This window comes from bacterium (assembly GCA_035307765.1).
In the GTDB taxonomy this organism is placed as follows: Bacteria; Sysuimicrobiota; Sysuimicrobiia; order Sysuimicrobiales; family Segetimicrobiaceae; genus Segetimicrobium.
Window position 1 is genome coordinate 32,072 of the sequence record DATGHU010000042.1, and the last position, 21,285, is coordinate 53,356.

At 68.3% G+C, this 21,285-nt stretch carries 20 protein-coding genes; 3 read left to right on the forward strand and 17 right to left on the reverse strand.

The features are described 5' to 3' along the window. Positions 1-58 precede the first annotated feature (58 nt). Together VKV57_14535 and VKV57_14540 are read right to left on the reverse strand one after the other, a co-directional pair. Entirely contained in the window at positions 59-1,576 is a 1,518-nt protein-coding gene (locus VKV57_14535; protein HLW61120.1) for an ABC transporter substrate-binding protein, read from the reverse strand. Then, positions 1,573-2,817 (reverse strand): Xaa-Pro peptidase family protein, encoded by a 1,245-nt coding sequence (locus VKV57_14540; protein ID HLW61121.1) that lies wholly within the window; start codon positions 2,815-2,817, stop codon positions 1,573-1,575. The genes VKV57_14535 and VKV57_14540 overlap by 4 nt, the downstream gene beginning before the upstream one ends. Before the next feature lie 141 nt (positions 2,818-2,958). Between VKV57_14540 and VKV57_14545 the strand changes: the two genes are divergently transcribed. Together VKV57_14545 and VKV57_14550 are read left to right on the forward strand one after the other, a co-directional pair. Next, on the forward strand, positions 2,959-3,480 hold the full coding sequence (locus VKV57_14545; protein HLW61122.1) for a DinB family protein: 522 nt from the start codon (positions 2,959-2,961) through the stop codon (positions 3,478-3,480). 8 nt (positions 3,481-3,488) lie between these two features. Further along, complete coding sequence (locus VKV57_14550; protein ID HLW61123.1) at positions 3,489-4,904, forward strand: amidase; 1,416 nt, start codon at positions 3,489-3,491, stop codon at positions 4,902-4,904. 69 nt (positions 4,905-4,973) lie between these two features. Here the strand turns inward: VKV57_14550 and VKV57_14555 are convergent, their stop codons facing one another. After that, positions 4,974-5,264, reverse strand: a complete 291-nt coding sequence (locus tag VKV57_14555) for a hypothetical protein (GenBank protein HLW61124.1) — start codon at positions 5,262-5,264, stop codon at positions 4,974-4,976. Positions 5,265-5,674: 410 nt separating this feature from the next. Here VKV57_14555 and VKV57_14560 point away from each other — a divergent pair, with 410 nt between their 5' ends. Continuing rightward, positions 5,675-6,448 (forward strand): enoyl-CoA hydratase, encoded by a 774-nt coding sequence (locus tag VKV57_14560; protein HLW61125.1) that lies wholly within the window; start codon positions 5,675-5,677, stop codon positions 6,446-6,448. Between the two features lie 1,675 nt (positions 6,449-8,123). On the opposite strand, the gene VKV57_14565 is transcribed toward VKV57_14560, so the two are convergent. The 14 genes from VKV57_14565 to smc form a co-directional block, all read right to left on the reverse strand. Further along, positions 8,124-9,686, reverse strand: a complete 1,563-nt coding sequence (locus VKV57_14565; protein ID HLW61126.1) for an AMP-binding protein — start codon at positions 9,684-9,686, stop codon at positions 8,124-8,126. A gap of 230 nt (positions 9,687-9,916) precedes the next feature. After that, positions 9,917-10,705: a ribonuclease HII gene (locus VKV57_14570; protein HLW61127.1), complete on the reverse strand. Its 789-nt coding sequence runs from the start codon at positions 10,703-10,705 to the stop codon at positions 9,917-9,919. Positions 10,706-10,783: 78 nt separating this feature from the next. Continuing rightward, positions 10,784-11,392 (reverse strand): signal peptidase I, encoded by a 609-nt coding sequence (lepB, locus tag VKV57_14575; GenBank protein ID HLW61128.1) that lies wholly within the window; start codon positions 11,390-11,392, stop codon positions 10,784-10,786. 8 nt (positions 11,393-11,400) lie between these two features. Further along, positions 11,401-11,742: a 50S ribosomal protein L19 gene (gene rplS, locus VKV57_14580; GenBank protein HLW61129.1), complete on the reverse strand. Its 342-nt coding sequence runs from the start codon at positions 11,740-11,742 to the stop codon at positions 11,401-11,403. A 100-nt stretch (positions 11,743-11,842) separates the two neighbouring features. Beyond that, positions 11,843-12,595 (reverse strand): tRNA (guanosine(37)-N1)-methyltransferase TrmD, encoded by a 753-nt coding sequence (gene trmD / locus VKV57_14585; protein ID HLW61130.1) that lies wholly within the window; start codon positions 12,593-12,595, stop codon positions 11,843-11,845. After that, entirely contained in the window at positions 12,592-13,128 is a 537-nt protein-coding gene (rimM, locus tag VKV57_14590; protein HLW61131.1) for a ribosome maturation factor RimM, read from the reverse strand. Before rimM ends, trmD begins: the two co-directional genes overlap by 4 nt. A 6-nt stretch (positions 13,129-13,134) precedes the next feature. Then, entirely contained in the window at positions 13,135-13,575 is a 441-nt protein-coding gene (locus VKV57_14595; GenBank protein ID HLW61132.1) for a YlqD family protein, read from the reverse strand. A 123-nt stretch (positions 13,576-13,698) separates the two neighbouring features. Further along, complete coding sequence (locus tag VKV57_14600) at positions 13,699-13,932, reverse strand: KH domain-containing protein (GenBank protein HLW61133.1); 234 nt, start codon at positions 13,930-13,932, stop codon at positions 13,699-13,701. Next, positions 13,929-14,207: a 30S ribosomal protein S16 gene (gene rpsP, locus VKV57_14605; GenBank protein ID HLW61134.1), complete on the reverse strand. Its 279-nt coding sequence runs from the start codon at positions 14,205-14,207 to the stop codon at positions 13,929-13,931. Before rpsP ends, VKV57_14600 begins: the two co-directional genes overlap by 4 nt. Positions 14,208-14,250: 43 nt before the next feature. Then, complete coding sequence (ffh, locus tag VKV57_14610; GenBank protein HLW61135.1) at positions 14,251-15,579, reverse strand: signal recognition particle protein; 1,329 nt, start codon at positions 15,577-15,579, stop codon at positions 14,251-14,253. Next, complete coding sequence (locus VKV57_14615; protein HLW61136.1) at positions 15,572-16,180, reverse strand: methyltransferase; 609 nt, start codon at positions 16,178-16,180, stop codon at positions 15,572-15,574. Before VKV57_14615 ends, ffh begins: the two co-directional genes overlap by 8 nt. Further along, positions 16,177-16,593 carry a sigma factor-like helix-turn-helix DNA-binding protein gene (locus tag VKV57_14620; GenBank protein ID HLW61137.1) on the reverse strand — a complete coding sequence of 139 codons (417 nt, stop codon included), beginning with the start codon at positions 16,591-16,593 and terminating at the stop codon, positions 16,177-16,179. The genes VKV57_14615 and VKV57_14620 overlap by 4 nt, the downstream gene beginning before the upstream one ends. Before the next feature lie 108 nt (positions 16,594-16,701). After that, positions 16,702-17,643, reverse strand: a complete 942-nt coding sequence (gene ftsY, locus VKV57_14625) for a signal recognition particle-docking protein FtsY (GenBank protein HLW61138.1) — start codon at positions 17,641-17,643, stop codon at positions 16,702-16,704. Continuing rightward, positions 17,621-21,253: a chromosome segregation protein SMC gene (gene smc, locus VKV57_14630; GenBank protein HLW61139.1), complete on the reverse strand. Its 3,633-nt coding sequence runs from the start codon at positions 21,251-21,253 to the stop codon at positions 17,621-17,623. The genes ftsY and smc overlap by 23 nt, the downstream gene beginning before the upstream one ends. Positions 21,254-21,285 lie beyond the last annotated feature (32 nt).

Consider the following 21,285-nt stretch of genomic DNA (forward strand, 5'->3'; position numbering starts at 1 on the left):
GAGTCCGCCGGAGCGTGACGCGGCGCCGCCCGGGCGCGGGGAACCGGTCGCGGCGAGCCTACTTCGCTCCCGCCTCCCACATCCAGACTTTCTCATCCGGCCGCGGCTGCCAGACGATCCAGTTGGCGACCCCGTAGAGGTCGTGCTGCTGCCACAGCGGCACCCAGGGCGCCATGTCGTGCAGCGTCTCCTGCACCCGCCGGAACGCCGCGTTGCTCTGGTCGGGGTTGACGATGATCTCGGCTTTGTGGATCATGTCTTCGATCTTCGGGTCGCCGAAGCTGCTGTAGGTCAGGTTGCCGACGAACAGCTGCCCCACCGTCCCGATCGGCTCCAGGTCCGGCCCCCACCCGAGGAAAAACATGTCGCCGACCTTCCGGTTGATGATCTTGTCCAGGTGGCTCCGCCACTCATTCACCTGGACGTGGACCGTGATCCCGATCCGGCCGAGCTGCGCGGCAATGGCCTCGGACACTTCTTTGTCCAGCGGGTACCGCCCGGTGGGGGTGTCGAGCTGGAGGGTGAGCTTGGCGGGGTCGAACCCTGCCTCCACCAGCAGCTGCTTGGCCTTGTCCGGGTTGTACCCGTAGCAGTTCAGCGCCGAATCGTACGCGGAGTCGTAGCGGCTGACGTAGCCGCAGATCTTGCTGGACTGGCCGGCGAGCACGGTCTTGATCAACTCGTCCACGTTGATCGCGTAGTTCATCGCCTGGCGGACCTTGACGTTCTGCATCGGGCCGGGGTGGAGCGTCTCGAGCGCCAGGTAGTTGATGCGCGAGCTCACCGTGGACCGAACCGTCGCCCGCCCGCTGCGGTTCACGGTATCGACCGCCTGGGCCGGGACGTCCTTCATGATGTCGATCTCGCCGGCGAGCAGCGCCGCCAGGCGGGCGCTGAATTCGGGGATCACCCGGAAGACCACGGTGTCGATCTTCACCGGACCGGCCCAGTAGTTCGGGTTCCTGACGAGAACGAGCTGTTCGCCCCGCACCCAATCCTTGAACTTGTACGGGCCGGTCCCGATCGGGTGGGTCGATGCGTAATCGATCCCGACCTTCGAGACGTAGACCGGGGCCAGGATGAACGGCCCGGGCAGCGAGAGGTAGCTGAGCAGCACGGGGAACGGCTCCGAGGTGTGCACCCGCACCGTGTAGTCGTTGACCACATCCACGCTGGTGATCGGCTTGAAGCGCGGCAGGTAGTGGGTTTTATTTTTCGGGTCGAGGATGTACTCGAACGTGAACTTCACGGCGTCGGCGGTAAAGCGTTCGCCGTCGTGGAACCGCACATCGTGGCGGAGCGTGAACTCCCACGTGCGGTCGTCGATAACTTTGTATCCCGTCGCCAGCCACGGGATGATCTTCTCGGTCTTGGGGTCGCGGTTGAAGAGGAGGTCGTAGATGTTCTCGAGCTGGGCGTTGGTGGTCCAATCGACCACGGTTGATCCCATCAGCGTCAGCGGCTCGGCGCCGATGCCGATCGTCACCTGGGTCGGCTTCGCTTGCGCGAGGAGCCCCGGCGGGAGGAGCAGCGCCCCCAACCCAAGCAGCAGGATGATGATGGCGAACCGTCTCATCGGGTACCGCCTCCTTTGACCGAGACCGTCTGCGACTCCAAATCCCGGGGAAACTTGGTGGTGATCTCGGCGCTTCCCTTTTTCACGATCACCGTGTCGTCGTGCCGGAACCCCCCGATTCCGTACAAGTAGATCCCCGGCTCGCAGCTGAACACCTCGTGATCCAGAAGCGGCCGATAGTTGAAGGCGATGTCGTCGGGATACTCATGGCCGGCGAGCCCGATCCCGTGCCCGGTCCGATGGATGATGTGCTCCCCGAACCCTCGCTGCTCGAAGACCCGTTGGGCCGCGGCGTCCACGTCGGCCATCGTCGCCCCGACCACCAGCGCCGCGGCCGCGGCCGCCTGCGCCTCCGCCGCGGCTTCAAAGGCCGCGGCCTGCTGCTTGCTCGGCGATCCGACGAAGAACGTCCGTTCGTTCTCGCAGACGTATCCGTTCAGGCGGGGGATGACGATATTGACGATGCCGTGCCCTTCCCGCACCACCTGACCGTAGTCTCCGCTGATCCCGTGTGGGCACGCGGAGTTGGGCCCGGTCAGCCCTGAGACCCTCAGCTCCACCTTGTAGTCCGGGAAGCGGCGTGCCGCCTCCCCCGCCATCTCGTGGAGGACGAGGGTGTCGATCTCGGCAAGCGGGCGCCCAGGCTCCAGGTGCTCCCGGTAGCGGGCCTGGCCCCAGTCGCTCAGCTCGGCCCCCTGGCGAATCAGCGCCAGCTCCTCCTCGACCTTCACCATGCGCATCTCCTGCAGGATCCGGCCGGCGTTCGCCAGCTGCAGCCCGGGCAGCAGATCGGGAACCGCGGCGATCGGTCCGGCGGTGCTGTCCACCCCCACCCGTCCCCTGGCCAGCCCTTTGCGCCGGAGGAGATCCGCCACCATCTGCGGCCACTGCGGGGTCATCCACGTCCGGTGCTGCATCCGGTAGTGTTCGGTGTAGAAATGCACCTCGGGGATCCACATCGAGGCGTGTTCGGCGGCGTACCGCACGTGATTCGAGGACAACTCGTGCATCACCAGAAACGGGGCGTCGTCGCGCGGGACGACGGCGGCGACCGGCCGCTCCCAGGGCGCCACGTCGAGGTAATACCCCGAGACGTACAGAAAGTTCTCCGGGGTCAGCACCACCAGCGCGGCCAGGTCTGCCGCCTCGAGCGCCCGGCGAATCCCCGCAAGACGATCCTGGAAGACGTTCCGGCTGAGGTACCCCACCCCCACACCACCCCGGCGATCGCGCGAGACCATCTCGCCCGCTGCCCGGCGAGAATCGGGCCGGCGAGGCGCGCCCGTACAGGTTCCCTCAGATTCCAGACAAGTCCTCTCTGGGAGGCCGGTCGACGCCGGTCCGGGGAGGGAGACCGGGCTCGAGGATGGAATATCGCGGACATGAGCGCAGCCACCATGAACTTCGCACATTTCTTCGACTACCTCCTCACCGCGCGCGGTCGTCTCACGGACTGGATCCGCGGCCAGCCCTCGGGAGTCTACACCAAGGCCTTTCCGATCGGGCTGGGATCGATTCGCGCCACCCTCGTGCACACCGCAGCGGCGGAATGGGCGTACGTCCGGCGGCTGGGGGGCGAGGGCGTCTCGCCGGCGGACAGCCCGTTCACCCTCGAGCGTCAGCCGGAGTTCGATCCGTTCGCGGCGGCATGGGCGCGCGAAGCGCCGACGACCCGCGCGGCCCTGGCCGCCATCGGCGACCCCGGGCGTCCCGTCGAGTTCACCACCAGGATGGGGCCCAAGCCGATGCGCGTACGCGCCACCGCCGGAGGGATCGCCGGGCAGTTGCTGTTCCACGAGGTCCACCACCGCGCCCAGGTGATGGCGATGCTGCGGCAGAGCGGGGTCGCCGCGGAGAACCTGGACTACTCGGTCCTGATCTGGGAGCGCACCCCGATCGGCTGACCGGCCGCATGCCCGACGACCTCTGCGATCTACCGGCAACAGCGCTCGCGGCCGCGATCCGGGCAAAGCGGATCTCGCCCCGCGAGGTCACCGAGGCGGTGCTGGATCGAATCGAGCAGGTCAATCCGATCGTGAACGCCTTCGTCACGATCGCCGCCGATCAGGCCCGCGAGGCGGCCCGGGAGGCGGAGGCCGCCGTGATGCGCGCCGACCCGCTCCCCCCCCTGCACGGGATCCCGGTCTCGATCAAGGACCTGACACCGACCAAGGGCATCCGCACCACCTACGGTTCCAAGGCGTTCGCGGATCACGTCCCGGCCGAAGACGCCCTCGTCGTGGAGCGCCTGCGCGGCGCGGGGGCGATCATCCTCGGCAAGACGAACACCCCGGAGCTGGGCGCGGGCGCCAACACCAAGAACGCGCTGTTCGGACCCACCCGCAATCCGTGGCGGCTGACCCACACCTGCGGCGGCTCAAGCGGAGGCTCGGCGGTGGCCCTGGCGACCGGGATGGGACCGCTGGCTCACGGCACCGACACCGGCGGATCGTTGAGGATCCCGGCGAGCTTCTGCGGCGTGATCGGCTTCCGGACCTCACCCGGAGTCGTGCCGGCGTACCCCGACCCCCTGTTGTACGATCCACTCTCGATCACGGGGCCGATGGCGCGCACGGTGGCGGACACGGCGTTGATGCTTGCTGCCGTGGCGGGTCCCGACGATCGCGCCCCCATCTCGATCCCGGTCGATCCGTCGGAGTGGTTGAAGGCCGCCCGCACCCCCGACGTGCGGGGAGCGCGGATCGCCTGGAGCGCCGACCTTGGCGTCACTCCGGTCGACCCCGAGGTCGCGCGCATCGCCGAAGCGGCGGCGAGGACCTATCAGGACATGGGATGTACGGTGGCGGACGCGCACCCGGACTTTCGCGGCCTTCGCCAGATCATCCACACCACCCGCGCGGCGAGGATGGCCGCGGTGCACGGGGGCCTGCTGGCCGCATGGCGGGACCAGATGTTCCCGCCACTCGTGTGGAACATCGAGCACGGACTCACCCTCAGCGCGGAGGAGTGGGGTCGGGCGGAGATGGAGCGGACCGCATTGTGGCACCGGGTCCGCACGTTCTTTCAGGGCTACGACCTGCTGCTCACGCCGACCGTCGCCGTCCCCCCGTTCCCGCTGGAGTGGGATTACCCCCCCGAGATCAACGGGCGGAAGGCGGAGACGTACATTGACTGGTTCCTGCTGACCTATGCGATCACGCTCACCGGGTTGCCGGCCATCTCGGTGCCCGCGGGATGGACAGCGGACGGCCTCCCGGTGGGGCTCCAAATCGTCGGACGTCGCTGGGGCGAGGTAGCGGTCCTGCGCGCAGCGGCGGCGCTAGAGGCGGCGCGGCCGTGGGCCGGCCGGCGTCCCCCGCTCACCTGATCGAGCGCCCGCGAGAACCGTCGGGCCGGGCAAGCGTCCACCGTCTCGCCGCCTCGCGGCAGCAGAGGATCAGCGCGCCAGGTGCTGCGCCTCCTGCTCCATCCACTCTTCCACCGCCGCCCTGACGATTTCGTACGTCGATCCGCGGCCTTCCCCCACGATCGGACCGGCCATGGACCGTCGGGCGATCCATAGCCACCCGCCGCCGCGGACCCGCGCATAGGCGACAAGGACGCGAACGGTCCCCAACGGCGTTTCTCGTCTGATCAGCTCGTCCCGCATGGCCCGGCGAGGGAGCCTATCCGACTCGCCGGAGACGCCGGAGGTCACCCGCCCCCACCGCGGGATCAACCTCGGCACCCATACACCTTAAGAACCCGACGACCTCGCGGACGAACGCGGGATCCCCGGGGATATGCGGAAGTGAGACATGACGAATCCGCCCTGCCTCAGCGTCCTGGATGGCGTGCACGAGGGAGATGGCGCCGAAAGCGTAGAGTCTGCTGACGATCTCGTCGCGGCTCATGCGTCCTCCGTTTCTGCGTCTCCTAGTTCGATGCGCGGGTGCGATGCAGGTCAACCGTCCACGTTCAGGTGGGGCCGCTCGGGACGTATGGTTCTCGCTCCCCCTAAAAACTCCTGCTCGCCTCAGGGCCGCGGGGATCACGTGCCCGCGAGAGGAGCGCCCCCCGAGGGGACCGAATGAGCACCGGACGGCGGTGCGCGGCATCCGACGCGACCCGTCGCCCCGCCGTCTCAGGAGGATCACCATGGGCGCATCGCCTGTGCTCTATGAGGTCGTCGATGACGTGGCTGTGCTCACGCTCAACCATCCCGAGAGGCGCAATGCGCTCTCTCGAGAGGTGCTGGAAGCGCTAAAGGGGCATCTCGATCGCATCGCCGCCCGGCGCGAGGTGCGGGCCGTGATCATCAGGGCCGTCGGCCCGGCGTTCAGCGCCGGGCACGACCTCCGGGAACTGGTCGACGGCCACGAGGAAGACTACACCTCGCTCTTTGCCCTCTGCACCGACGTGATGGAATCCATCCGCCGGCTGCCCAAACCGGTGATCGCACAGGTGCACGCGATCGCGACCGCCGCGGGCTGCCAGCTGGCCGCGACCTGCGATCTGGTGGTGGCGTCCGAGGAGGCGAGCTTTGCCACCCCCGGGGTCAAGATCGGGCTGTTCTGCACCACCCCGGGCGTCGCGCTCTCGCGCGCCGTGGGTCCGAAGAAGGCGATGGAGATGCTCCTGACGGGGACGGCAATCAGCGCCCGCGAGGCCGAACAGGCGGGGCTGGTCAACCGTGTCGTCCGGGCCGATCGGCTGGCCGAGGAGACGATGGCCCTGGCCAAACAGATCACCGGCGCGAGCGCGTACACGCTGGGGCTGGGAAAACAGGCGTTCTACCGGCAGTTACCCCTCGACCGCCCGCAGGCGTACGAGATCGCGCAGGAGGTGATGGTCGAGAACACGCTCGCTCCCGACGCCCAGGAAGGCATGCGGGCGTTCCTGGAGAAGCGGCCACCCAGGTGGCAGAATTGATTGTCAGCGGAGATTTTCGTTCCAGGGCCGAACGAAAACAAACGCGCCATCGCTCGGAGCTTTGTGAAGAAAGTCGAAGTCGATCCGGACACCGGATGCGTGTCAATGCACGTGCCCACCCGGCCTCCTGCCCTTCCGAACCCCAAGAACTCGCTTGGGGACCCCGCCTCTTCGCGGAGTCCCAATCGAGTTGGTAGCAGGGGCTGGATTTCCGAGTTACCGACACGACGAGTGTTGTCGGCTTAAATTATGGCCTCCCCTCTTCGGAAGGAACGGGAAACCATTCCCATAGCCTCTCCGGGCCGCGAACCGCCCGGGGGGAGTTCGAACGGTCTGTAAACAGCGCCACTTCCTGGCCGTTTTCTGGGAGTGCAGCCGATTTGCACCAAATGCCTGGCCGGGCCTCGTCATATAGGTGTTGGCCTACGGACTGTGTAACTTCACGGGAAACTCCGGTCGGATACTGGACTGGGAGTCCGAGGCCAACTACACCTTCAGAAGACACAATGTCTATAAGGCCATCTTGCTCGATGTCTAGCTGATAGAGGTCGGCCTGTTTCTCTTCAGAGAGCTCCCAAGGCTGAATAGACTCACCGCTATGCCTATACCAGAGGTTCTCGATAGCCACTTCCCGAGAGCAAGACGTGTAAAGCACTGGGAAGGAATCTGGTGCATTCCATCGTCCACCATACTGTATTGAATACCGCCCGTCCACCGGATCCCAACCGGCATGTGGGATATAGCGAAAGACTGTCCCAGTAAACGGGCCTCGAGCGCGGGGAGACCAACTAGGCTGTCGCGCCATAGTTCGTTAGGCACTCAAAGTAGTCGATAACAGCGGCACCCTTTCCCTTAAGAATAAGTGCGAGCGGAGTTTTGCCCCTAAGTCCCTTTCCCGGTCGCCTGACCACCGACAGCAGAAGTCCGGGGCGAACATAGCTCTCAAGTCGTACGAGCAACACCAGGTTTGCGTCGATGCGAGCCCGCACTTCGGGTGAGATACCGCCACCCGCCAGCCACTTTTGAACCGATGTTCTACTCACGCCCAACAAGATCCTCAAATCCTCTGTGGTCAATCCAAGCCCATTTTGAAGACGCTGTAATTTGGCAATGTACTCATCATGGAGCGGTTCGGTAGCGAGATCTTCAAGAACTATTCCCTCAAGAAAGGTCAGAACGTGCCTCGAGAAGGTCGACAGGTTTTCCCGAGGTGTCTCTTCCCGTCTACGAGAGCCTAGCCTAAGGGGATGCAATGAAGGAGGTCGAAAGAGCCAAGGGACCGAGCGGCAACGTTGTGCAATCTCCAGGGCTACAGTCGCCCGCGCATCGTCCACTATGGCCAGCCATGGTGAAACTGGAGCAGCCGAAACCGCGTCATGCAGATACTTAATCAAGTAGAATCGATCTGCATCAGTAGGCTGGACAATAATTCCTGCTGCCAGTAACTCCGCAACGGCCTGATGTACCACCCTTAAGGCAACTTCTGCAAAGGCCCGTGCCTCGCGAGGGCTTCTTCCCGCCAGAACCCCTCGGCAAGAAACACCATGGTCTGCCTGCCGCCGACCCCAGGCCTCAACTTCCTCGACACCGCCGCGGAGGAGCACGCTCACAACTCAATGATAACCAGATTACAACCTAATGTCAACCGGTACTCCGAACTCTACGGACCGAAAGTTCAGTTGATCCGCTTCTCCCGGTGCTTCCACTCGCGCTCGCGCAACAGGTACTTCTGAATCTTCCCCGTTGAGGTCTTGGGAAGATCCCCGAACTCCACGAGCTTCGGACACTTGAAATGGGCGATGCGCTCCCGGCAGTGGGCGATGATCTCTTCGGCGGTCGCCGCTCTGCCCGGCTTGAACACGACGAAGGCCTTGGGGACCTCTCCCCACTTGTCGTCGGGGACCGCGATCACCGCGCACTCCATCACCGCCGGGTGGCTCACCACGGCCTGCTCGACCTCGATCGTGCTGATGTTCTCGCCGCCGGAGATGATGATGTCCTTCTTTCGGTCCCGCAACTCGATCTGCCCGTCCGGGTGCATCACCGCGACGTCCCCGGTGTGGAACCAACCACCCCGGAACGCCTGTGCGGTCGCCTCCGGCTGCTGGAAGTACTCCTTCATCACGACATTGCCGCGATAGACGACCTCCCCCATCGTCTGGCCGTCCCTCGGCACATCGCGCATCTCCTCATCGACGACCCGTTGCTGCCCGCCGGTGATGTGGGCGACCCCCTGCCGGGCCTTCAGCCGGACCCGGGCCTCGACGCTTAACGACTCGCCCTCGGACGGGGCAACGTTGATCGTGAACGGTCCGTAGGACTCGGTGAGGCCGTAGGCGTGCTCGATCTCGAAGTGGAGGCTGGACATCTGGTCGATGATCGTGGGCGACGGCGGAGCGCCCGCGGTCATGATGCGGATCGGCTGTGTCAACCGGCGGGCCGCCGGGTGATTGGCGAGGGCGATCAGCACCGTCGGGGCCGCGCAGAAGTGCGTGATCCCCTTGTCCCCGAACAGCCCCCAGACCTGAGCCGGGTCGATTCGCGGAATGCACACGCTGCGCGCGCCCACCGCCGGCAGCCCCCAGGTGAAGGTCCAGCCGTTGCAGTGGAACATCGGCAGCGTCCAGAGATAGCCGGCGTCGCGGGTCAGCCGGTGCTCGATCACCATGGCCAGGGCGTTCAGGTACGCCCCACGGTGCGTGTAGACGACGCCCTTGGGGCGGCCGGTGGTGCCGGAGGTGTAGTCGATGGCGATCGGCTCCTCTTCGTCCTCCAACCAGGGCTCGACCTCGCGATCGCTCCCCGACGCCAGCAGCCCTTCGAACTCCGTGCCGAGATCGGTTCGCCGCACGCTGGACGGGATCCGTTCCAGTTGCCCTTCGAGTTCGGGGGTAAAGAAAACCCGCCGCGCCCCGGAGTGCTCGACGATGTACGCGACCTCCTCCGCGTTCAGCCGGGTGTTGATCGCCACGACCACGCCACCCGCTTGCGGGACCCCGAAGTGAGCGAGCAGGAGCGGCTCAGAGTTAAGCGCGAGAAACGCCACGCGATCGTGCCGCTGCAAGCCCTCCCGTCGGAGCGCCGAGGCCAAACGGCGCGCCCGGGCGCGCCACTGCCCGTAGTCGAACCGGCGGTCTCCATCCTCGACCGCGGTCCGGGTGGCGTAGACGTCGCCCGACCGCTCCAGAAAGTTCACCGGGGACATTTCCTCGCGGTAGACCTTGACCTTGGTCAGCATGCCGCATCCCTCTTCCGTCGACCCTCACGGTCGGTACTCGGCCGCCGCGCCCGGACGTCGGCCCGGCGGCGAAGATCGAGGCGGGCTTCGGCGATGCGCGAACGCCCTCCTGCCCAACGCCACGATCCCCTCACGCAGGCGTCCGCCGCTCCCGCGGCTGGCCACAACGACGATCGGCGGGAGCGGCGAGAGCGTTCCCGCGCGGGGACCCGATCCGTTGCCGCGGCGCCTCAGAGCAGCGGGAACAACGTCGTCTGGGAAACGGGGAGGAACGCGCTGCGGTGCGCGGGGCACGGACCGTGGCAGGCGAGCGCGGCCAAGTGTTCCGCCGTCCCGTAGCCTTTGTGGCGGGCGAACCCATACCCGGGGATCGCTCGATCGAGGTCTTGCATCAGCCGGTCCCGGATGACCTTGGCGACGATCGACGCGGCGGCGATGCAGGCGTGCGAGGCGTCTCCGTCCACCACCGCGGCCTGTGCCAAGCCGAGCGGGAGGCGATCACGGCCGTCGACGAGGATAAAGTCCGGCGGGGGGATGAGAGCCTCCACCGCCCGGCGCATCGCCAGCCAGGACGCGCGCAGGATGTTCAGCCGGTCGATCTCCTCGACCGACGCCGTGCCGATGGCCACGCCCACGGCGCGAGTGCGTATCGCCATGGCCAGCCGCTCACGCGCTTCGGGAGCGAGCCGCTTGCTGTCGTCAAGCCCGATGATCGCCGGTTGCTCCGGGAGGATCACGGCCGCCGCGACCACCGGCCCCGCCAGCGATCCCCGACCGACTTCATCGACCCCCGCCACAATCTGCCCGGCCCGGCGCCGCCCGCGCTCCTCACGATACAACCGGGCGACGCGGCGCCGCTCCAGCCGGTCGGCGGCCCGCGCGCGCTCGTACCGAGCGGCGAGGCGGCGCACCGCCTGACGGTCGTCAGCGGCCAGCAGATGCAATACCCTCTCCGGCAAACGTCGGAGGCGGGCCAGGTGCGCTTGGATTTCAGCCACCGTCAGGTGGCGCGGGTCCATCGGGCCTATCCTCCCGAGCCGGCGATTGGGCCCGGTCGTTCTAGATCATGTCGCGACCGCTGAGCGGAGGGCCCCCGGTCAGTGGACGAAGCCGATTCGCGACATGGGCCAGTAGATGAAGACCGCCTTCCCGATGACGTTCGGACGAGGAACATAGCCGAAGAAGCGGCTATCTTCGCTGTTGTTGCGGTTGTCGCCGAGCACAAACAGCTGGCGCGCCGGGACCGTGACCGGACCGTAGTTCCCAAAGTCGGGCTTGATCGTGTAGCTCTTCTCCGACAGCACCTTGTCGTCGATGTGGACGATGCCGTCCCGAAGCTGCACGCGGTCGCCGGGCAGGCCGATCACGCGCTTGACGAAATCGCGCTGGGGGTTGAGCGGATACCGGAACACGATCACGTCTCCACGGTGCACCGGCTGGAATCGATAGATGAACTTCGCCACCAGGATCCGGTCGTCGACCATCAACGTCGGTTCCATCGAGCCGGAAGGAATGTAGAAGGCCTGGACGACAAACGTGATGATGACAAGACTGAGCAGCGCCGCGAACAGGCACGCGTCGAGGGTCTCGACGATGGCCTGGCGCGTCACCTGAGGGATCTGCCCGGTGCGCTTGATGATGATCCGTGAGGCGAGGAGAACCGCGGACACGCTGAGGATGACCGTCGGGATGCTGAGCGCGCTCAACGGCCGGCCTACCGTTTCTCCTTGATGCGGGTTTCTTTGCCCACCTTCTCGCGGAGATAGTAGAGCTTCGCCCGGCGCACCCGCCCGCTTCGCAGGATCTCGATCTTCTCCACCCGAGGCGAGTGAACCGGGAACGTGCGCTCCACCCCGACCCCGTGGGCGATGCGCCGCACGATAAAGTTCTCGCGGATCCCCCCGCCCTTGCGCCCGATCACGACTCCCTCGAACGCCTGGAGCCGATCGCGCCCGCCTTCGGCGACCTTGATGTGGACCCGCACGGTATCCCCCGGCCGAAACGGCGGGACACCGGTTTTCACCTGCTGGCGCTCGACGGCGGTCAGACGCTCCATCGCTATGCCCCCTTCATGCAATCACAATTGCCCATTATAGCACGGCGCGCCCGCAACCGGCGCCTGCTCCAACGCATCGTCCCACTTCGCGCGCCGCCGATCACCGCTCACGACATCCGCCCGGGCCTCGTAGCTCGTGCAGAATCGCCCGGGCCTCGTCGTCGAGCCTGGCCTCATCGATCAGGTCCGGGCGGCGCAGCAGGGTTCGGTGGAGCGCCTCCCGTGCCCGCCACCGGCGGACCGCGTCGTGGTGTCCGCTCAGCAGAACCTCCGGGACCTTCCGCCCGCGGAACTCCGCGGGACGCGTGTAGTGGGGATGATCCAGGAGGCCCTGGGAGAACGAGTCGTGCGCCACCGAATCGGCGTCCCCAACGGCGCCGGGCAAAAATCGGCCCACCGCCTCGACGATCACCAGCGCCGCGAGTTCTCCCCCCGAGAGCACATAATCCCCGATGCTGATCTCCTGTGCCCCCACCAACTCGGCGACCCGCTCGTCGACCCCCTCGTACCGCCCGCACAGCACGACCAGGTGCGCCCCCGCCGCAAGGTCCCGGACCCAGGCCTGGGTGAGCAGGCGTCCCTGGGGGCTGGTCAGCAGCACCGTCGGCGCTCCCTCCGGCCGAGCGGCGCGGATCGCCTCTACGGCGCGCACGAACGGCTCCGCCTTCATCACCATCCCCGCGCCCCCACCGTACGGCAGCGCGTCCACGGTGCGATGCCGGTCCGCGGTGAACTCTCGGAGGTCCCACACCGCGAGCTCCAGCAGCCCCCGCGCCCGCGCCCGCCCCAGGACCCCGGCCTCCAGCGGGCCGGGAAACACCTCCGGGAATATGGTGACGACGTCGACCCTCACGAGGTCCACTGCGGCGGCCGCGCCACGAGCCGGCCGGCGTCGAGGTCGATCTCTTCGATGACGCTGTCCACGGCGGGCAGGAGGATCTCGGCCCCCGCCGGCGGGCGGACGACGTACACATCGTTGCTGCCGGTGCGGATGATGTCGACCACGCGCCCGATCGGGGTCCCCTCCGGCGTCCGAACCTCAAGCCCGATCACCTGAAACGTGTAGAAATGCCCCGGGGGCAGCGGGACGGCTTCGCGCGCGGGGATCTGCACCGTCGCCCCGCGAAGCCGCTCCGCCTCCTCCGGCGTATCGATCCCGGCGAACTTCATCAGCACAAAGCGTCCCGCGGCCTCCGACTGCTGCACATTCACCGGCCGGACCATCGCCCCTGAGACCAGGACGGCCCGATCCAGAGCCAACAGGTGCTCGGGGAAATCGGTCACCGGAAACACCCGCACCGCCCCCCGCACGCCGTGCGCGCGCGTGACCTCGCCCACGATGATGAGGTCACGGGGCGCCTCGGACGCCCCGCGCCGCGCCGCCATCCCCCGCTACCGGCCGGCGGGGGTGATGATCGGGGAGGTGGCGGCCTCTCGGATCTCGAGCACGATCCCGTCCTTCACCACAATCTCGGTCTGCGAGATCTTGTCGAAGAGGTTGTCCCCCACGGAGACCTCCACCGTGCCCTCGATCGTCCCCTGGGTGAACTCGGTGTTGAGCTCGAGCGCCTGCGCCTCGCGCAGGCGAGCCTGCAGCTCCAAACGCGTCGCCTCCTGCCGGCTCCGTTCGACCTCGAGTTGTTGGCGCACCGCCCGCGCCTGCGGGGAGACCTGGCGCTCCAACTCGAATCGGCGGGCCTGAACGTCGATCTGCTGGACCAGCGCATCGACCCGCTTGATCGCGTCCTCAAGATCCGAGACGTACAGGCGCTTGAACGCCTCGGTCACAATCGCCTTGATCACCACGGGTCGTTGCAAGGTAATGGCCGCCATCGGTCCCCTCCCATCTCGCCCCCGCCACGACAGCAGCCGCTCCCCCGACTCCGGGAAGGCGTGCCGTATGGTGGAGGGCCTGTTCTCTCTCTGCGTGGCCCCGGCCGGCGATCCGCCGGGGTGCTACGGCCGGATGATCTCTACCGTGACGCGCTTGCCGCTGCGAGTCGCGCCGGCCCGGGCAAGGGTGCGGATCGCTTTGATCACCCGCCCCCCGCGCCCGATCACTTTGCCCAAATCGTCGGGGGACACCTGGAGTTCCAGCACGGTGGCCTGTGGGCCATCGATTTCGCGGACCTCCACGGCGTCCGGATGGTCCACCAGGGAACGGGCCGCCAACTCGACGAAGGCCTTCATCGCGGCGCCTTGGCCCGGGACTCCTCCCATCGTTGGAGCACCCCGGTCTTCGCGAGCACCACTCGGGCGGCGTCCGAGGGGCGCGCGCCCTTCCGCAGCCACGCCAGGACCTTTTCCTCGTTCACCTTCATCGTCGAAGGCTCGGTCCGAGGATTGTAGAAGCCGATCGCTTCGATGTACTTGCCGCTGCGGGGACTCCGGACATCCGCCACCACCAGCCGGTAGAACGGCTGCCCCTTGGCTCCCCGGCGCATCAACCGGATCTTGACGCTCATGCACGCTCCCTCCTTAACCTGTGGTCCCTTCGCGAGGACCGCCTCACGAGGGCGGAAATGGCATCGGCAACTTGCCCTTGCGGCCGCGCGACTCCAGTTGCCGCATCATCTTCTTGACCTCGTCGAACTGACGGAGGAGCCGGTTCACCTCCTGAACGGACGTCCCGCTCCCCCGGGCGATCCGGCGGCGGCGGCTGCCGTCGATGATCTGCGGGCGCCGCCGCTCATCCGGGGTCATCGAACCGATCACCGCCTCAACCCGACCCAGCGCCCGCTCGTCAACCTCCGCCCCTTTCATCCGCTGGCCCAGCCCCGGGATCATGCCGAGCAGTTGGTCCAGCGGGCCCATGGCGCGGACCTGCCGGAGCTGCTTGGTAAAATCCTCCAACGTGAACTCCGCGCGGCGGATCTTGCGCTCGACCTCGCGCGCCTGCTCGACGGTGACCTCCGCCTGCGCCCGTTCGATCAGCGTCAGGACGTCGCCCATCCCCAGGATGCGCGAGGCGACCCGATCGGGGTGGAACGGTTCCAGCGCCTCCAACCGCTCGCCGGTCCCCACAAAGAAAATCGGCCGCTCCAGCGCGGCGACGACGGAGAGCGCGGCGCCGCCCCGAGCGTCCCCGTCGAGCTTCGTCAAGATCAACCCATCGATCGGGACGGCGCGATGAAACCCTTCCGCCATCCGCACCGCGTCCTGACCGGCCATGGCGTCGAGCACCAGCAAGGTGGTGTGCGGCGCCGTCGCCTCGCGCATCCGGGTCAGCTCGCCGAGCAGCTCAGCGTCAATGTGCAGCCGCCCGGCGCTGTCGATGATCAGCACATCCGCGGCGGTTTGGCGGGCCCGCTCCAACGCCTGCCGGGCCACCTCCACGGGGTCGGTACCGGTCCCCAGGGCAAACACCGGAACCCCTGCGGTCTTGCCGACCACCTGGAGTTGGGTGATCGCGGCCGGCCGGTAGACATCGGCGGCGGCCAGCAGTGGGCTCCGCCCCTGCTTCTTGAGGTGCAGCGCCAGCTTCCCCGCGGTCGTCGTCTTCCCCGTGCCGTGCAGCCCCACCAGGAGGAGCACGGTCGGCGGGGTCGGCGAGAGCCGCAACGGGTGGTGGGCCGTCCCGAGCAATCGGGTCAACTCCGCGAACACGAGCTGCACGACCTGCTGGCCCGGCGACAGGCTCTTCCAGATCTCCTGCCCGACCGCAGCCTCCCGCACTCGGGCGATGAAGTCCCGCGTGACCTGAAAGTTGACATCGGCCTCGAGCAGGGCCAGCCGCACCTCTCGCAGCGCGGCGTCCACATCCTCGGGTGAGAGCGTCCCCCGACCCCGGAGGCGCGTGAAGATCTCGCCCAGCCGACCCTGCAGCTGCTCAAACATCGCACGCCTCGAACACCCGGTATCCCCCACCCCGGGCGACCTCGATCACCCGCGCGTATCGGTCCTGCATCAGGCGGCCGAGCGTCCGGGCCCCCTGCTTGGTCCGGGCGACCAAGTAGAACCGCCCGCGAGGGGCGAGGCATCCACGCGCCTCGTCGAGCAACCGCACGACGACGGCCCGCCCCGCCCGGATCGGCGGGTTGCACAGGATGAGATCGAACCGATCGCCCGCCACGGGCGCGCACCCGTCCCCACAACGCGCCTCGGCATTGGCCACCCGGTTGAGCCGGATGTTCTCCGCGGCCAGGGCCACCGCGCGGGGGTTGATATCCACCAGCAGCACCCGGCTCCGGGGAAGGCGGGCTGCCACCACGACCCCCAGGACGCCGTAGCCGCATCCCAGGTCCAGGATGCGCTCGGCGCCGCCCGGGTCCACCGAATCCAGCAGCAGCCGGCTGCCGGCATCCACCGCCCTCCGGGCGAACACGCCGGATGCGGTGCGAAACCGAAAGACTCGGTCGCCGTCGCGGAAGGTGACGGCGCGGGCCCCCTCAGAGGACGGCGCGGCGGGAGAGAAATAGTGCGAGGTCTCGGAGATCACAGCGCGTCTCGGAGTGCCCGTAAGGCGCCCCGCAGGTCGGCCAGGGCCTCGCCGTCATCCCGTTCCAAGTGCTCCACCAGGCGCTCGACGTCCACGAGGCGCTCCTCCAACGCCGTGCGCGCGCGGGCCTGCCGGTCCAACACCCCCAGCAACCCGACGCGCCCCTCGAGCGACCGCAGTTCGGACACGGACCGCCGGAGGCTGTCGAACACCGCCTGGCGCGTCACGCCGAAGCGGTCGGCGATCTCCCCCAGCGACAGGTCGTCGTGATAGTACAGGCGCATCATCGCCTGCTGGTGCGCCGTGAGGAGCGGGGCGTAGGCGTCGAGGAGCCACGCCACCGCCGTCCGCCCGTCGAGGGCACGGGGCAGCCCGGAGCCCGGCGAGGAGTGGGAAATACGCTGTAAAGGCATTGCACTTAACATCTTATCACGTCGGACGGCCGCTGGGAACCCCTCGGGGTGAACGGACGGAGCGCGGCGCCGGGGGCAGTTCCCCTCGGCGGCGGGTCGGTCTCGACGTCACCCTCCGCGCTCGGCGGGCCCGAAGAGCGCCTCGGCGAAGGCGTGAGGATCAAACGGTTGCAGATCGTCCACCCCCTCGCCGAACCCGATCAGCTTCACCGGCAGGCCGAGTTCCTCGGCAATGGCGACCACAATCCCCCCCCGCGCGGTCCCGTCCAGTTTGGTCAGAACGATCCCGGTCAGCGGGAGCGCGGCTTTGAACTGCTTCGCCTGAACCACACCATTCTGCCCGGTCGTGGCATCGAGCACGAGGAGGGCCTCCACGGGGGCACCCGGCAGCTCCCGACGCAGGACGCGGTCAACCTTCTTGAGCTCTTCCATCAGGTTGGCCTTCGTGTGCAGCCGCCCGGCGGTGTCCACGATCAGCACGTCCGCGTGGCGGGCACGGGTGGCCTGGGCCGCGTCGTAGACAACGGCGGCGGGATCGGCCCCCGCCTGATGGCGGATCAGGTCCACGCCGACTCGCCCCGCCCAGACCTCGAGCTGATCGATCGCGGCGGCGCGAAAGGTGTCTCCCGCGGCGAGGAGCACCTTACGCCCCTCTCCCTTCAGCCGGGCCGCCAGTTTGCCGATCGTCGTGGTCTTGCCGGCTCCGTTCGTCCCCAGGATGATCACCCCGACGGGGGAGGGAGACAGGACGAGCGGCGCCGGGGCTCCCAACGCGGCGGTGAGGATCTCCACCAGGACCGACCGGAGCGCTTCGGGCGAGCGGGCGTCGAGGCGGGCCCGCTCCCGAAGCCGGCCGATGACGGCGGCGGTGGTGCGGACCCCGAGGTCGGCCTGGATCAGCGTCTCTTCCAGCACCTCGTAAAACTCCTCGCCGATGCCGCGGCCGAGCAGATCGTCGATGCGGACGGTAAGGGCCTGACGGGTCCTGGCCAGCCCTGCGCGAAGGCGGCCCAGCCAACCCGACGGGTTAGCCAACGGGCTGCGGTTCACCCAGTGGGTCGGACTCCACCAGACGGACAGAGACCATATGCGACACCCCGGGCTCCTCCATGGTCACCCCGAAGAGCGCGTCGCTGGCCTCCATCGTCGCCTTGTTGTGGGTGATGATGATGATCTGGGAACGCGCGGCGAGCTCGCGGAGCACCTCGCTGACCTTGCGGGTGTTGGCCTCGTCGAGCGCGGCCTCGACCTCGTCGAAGACGCAGAACGGACTCGGGCGCACCCTGAGCATCGCGAAGACGAGGGCCAGGGCGACCATCACCCGCTCCCCGCCGGAGAGGGCGCCGAGACTGCGCAGTTTCTTGCCCGGCGGCTGAGCGATGATGTCGATCCCCGGCTCCGCGCCGTCGGCTCCCGGCACCAGTTCGAGCCCGGCCCGGCCGCCGCCGAAGAGCCGGGCGAAGATGGCGCCGAACTCCTCGTTGACCGCATGATAGGTCTTGTCGAACTGGCCGCGGATCACTCCCTCCAACTGTACGATCAAGGTGCGCAACGCGGCGATCGCGGCCTGGACGTCTTCCATCTGATGGCGGAGCGCCTGAGCGCGCTCCGCCACCTGTCGGTGCTCCTCGATCGCCAGAAGATTCACCGGACCCATCGCGGCAATCAGACCCCGCAGCGCCTCGATCCGCCCCGCCGTTTCGTCCCGGTTGACGCTCTCCGGAACGGACTCCACCGCCCGTTCGAACGAGATCCCAAACTCCTCCTCCATCCGCCGGCGTGCGCTCCCGAGTTCGGCTTCCACCTGGGCCTGCCGCACCTCGACCTTGTGCACTTCTTCGGCCAGCGCGGCGGCGCGATCCAGCGCCTCCCGATGCTGGCCTTCCGCTTCCGCCCGCCGCGCGGCGAGCTGCGCGCGAACGTCGTCGAGGGCGGCCTGCGCGGCCCCGAGGCGGGCCCCTTCCGCGTCAAGCGCCTCGCAGCGCGCCCGCCCCGCCGCCTGTTCGGACGCGAGGTCGGCCGCTTCGCCGTCGAGCTGCCCGCCCTCGGCGGCCAACTCTTCGTCCCGGGCGGCAAGGAGGGCGAGCCCTCGATCAACCTCCTGCATCCGAGTCCGCAGCCCCTCGCGCCGGCCGGTCGCCTCGGTGAGCGCCACCCTCAGCTCGGTCACCTGCGCCGCGCCGGCGCGGCGCGCGCCGGAATGCTCGCGCAGTTTGACGACGAGGGCGGCAATCTGCGCTTCCCGTTCAGCCAGCTGCACCCCCAGGGCATCCGCATCTCGGTCCGCGCGCGCCCGTATCTCGGACGCCGCCGCTACCTCCTGATCGACGGCAGCCTGCTCCGCGCTGACCTGCGCAATTTCTTCCACCAGCCGTCCGGACTCCGCCTCGACCAGGGTCAGCCGCCGACGGGACTCCACCACCCGCTCGGACTGGCGGGCGGCGAGCGCCTCCGCCGCCGCCATCGCCCCTTCCAGCTCATGGATCCGCGCCCCGATCGCTTCTCGGCGCTCGGTCAGCGTGCCCAGCGAGGCGTCCATACGCGCACAGGCCTCACGGACTTCGGTCACCTCCTCGCTCCGCCCCAGGATCCCCCCCTGATCGGAGGAGCGACGGCCGACGATCAGCGTCCCCTCCGCGGTGAGCACCTCCCCGGCGAGCGACACCGCACGTCCCCGATATCCGGCGCCGCGCAGCCTCAACGCCGCGTCCACATCCCCGACGATCAGGACATCGACGAGCAACGTGCGGACCGCCTCGGCGTGCCTCCCACTGATCTGGATGAGGTCGATCGCCCGCCCCAGAATCGCGGGATCCGAGCCGACGGGGGGCGGCACCGCCCGGGCTCCTTCCGCGGACATCGTGGCCGCCGGGACAAACGTGATCGCCCCACGTTCTTCCCCTCCCAGGAGCGCGAGCGCCCCGGCGACATCGTCCATGGAGGAGACGACCAAGGCGGAGAGGGCCGGGCCGAGCGCCGCCTCGACCGCCCACCGCAGATTCTTCGGCACGCTGAGGAAGTCGGCCACCGCGCCGGCCAAGCCGGGCGCCCGGGAGGGATCGTTCTGCCACGCGAGCAGGATCTCCCGCGCACCGCCGTCATAGCCGCGGTACTGCGCCCGGGCCTCCTCGAGATACCGAAGGCGAGAAGCGAGCCGCTCCCGCTCAATCTCGAGCCGGCGCTCCTCTCCCACCAACGACTCGCGGTCGGCGCAGGAGGCCTCGTGCTCGGCCCGCAGCGCCGCCAACCGACCGCGCGCACCGTCCAGCTCGGCCTCGCCCATCTCGGACTCGCCGACGCGCACGGCGGCGTCTCCCCGTGCCGTGTCCAGCTGCTGCCGGAGGTGCGCCACCCGCGCTCCCAACCCCGCGCTCCGGTCCCGGTGCGCCGCTTCCCGAGCCTCGGCCGCGGCCATCTCGCTCCACGCGCGAAGCCGGACTTCGGCCGCCGCGCGGACCTCGGCGCGCCAGGCTTCGAGCTGCTCCTCCCCCTGCGTCGCGGCCGCCTCCATCTCGAGCAACTGCGCCGCTGCCGCCTCGGCGTCCTGGCGTATGCGGTCTTGGCGGGCGAGCAGATCGCGATCGGCACCGGCGAGCGCGGCTCGCTCCGCTCCCAGCGCTTCCGCATCGCCGCGGCACCGGGCGCGTTCGCGGTCGAGCCGCTGGCGTCGCGCATCCACCCCGCGGAGGCGCTCGCCGATCAACTCCACCGCGGCCTGCGCGGCGGCCCGGCGCTCGGTCAGATCGACCTGGGTGCGCTGGATCTGCTCCCACTCTTGACCCGCATCGACGGCCTGCCGATCCAAGGTCTGTCGCTGCTCCGCGAGCGCCCGCACCGCGTCTTCCGTCTCCCGGCGGCGGGCGGCAATCTCTTCCAGGTGCTCGCGGACGCGGCGCTGCGCCCGGAGGGAACGGCGAACCTCGTCGACCTGCAGCGAGAGTTCGAGGGTCCGCAGTTCGCGGGTCAGCGCCTGATACCGCTCCGCGGTCTCGGCCTGAGCGGCGAGCTGCTCCGTCTGCACGTCGAGCTCCGCGAGCACGTCGGTGACGCGCAGCAGGGTCGACTCCGCCGCGCCCATCCGGCGCTCGGCGTCGTGGCGCCGGCGCTTGTATTTGGCCAGTCCGGCCGCCTCTTCGAGGATCATCCGTCGTTCCTCTGGCGTGGCGTCCAGCGTCCGGTCGACTTCGCCCTGAGTGATCAACGCGTAGGTGTGGCCGCCGAGGCCCGTCCCGAGAAACATCGACTGGATATCGCGCAGCCGGCAGGGCAGCCCGTTGATGAAGTACTCGCTCTCCGCGTTGCGCATCGCACGGCGGGTCACCGTCACCTCGGCGAAGGCGAGCGGGGTGGGAGGGACATTCCCGCCGTCCGGCCCGGGCGGCAGCGCGAGACTCCCGTCCTCGTTGTCGAGGGTCAGGGTGACCTCGGTCATCCCCAGCGGCCGCCGGCGCTCGGTACCGGCAAAAATGATGTCCTCGGTCCGCACGCTGCGGAGGGCCCGCAGGCTACCCTCGCCCAGCGCCCACCGGACCGCGTCGAAGATGTTGCTCTTGCCGCTCCCGTTGGGGCCGACGATCCCGGTGATCTGGGAGGCGAACTCGATGACGGTCCGCTCGGCGAAGGTCTTGAACCCGCTCAGCTCTAGGCGCTTTAGGCGCACACCGGGCCCTCCCCTACAAAGACGCTAGAAAC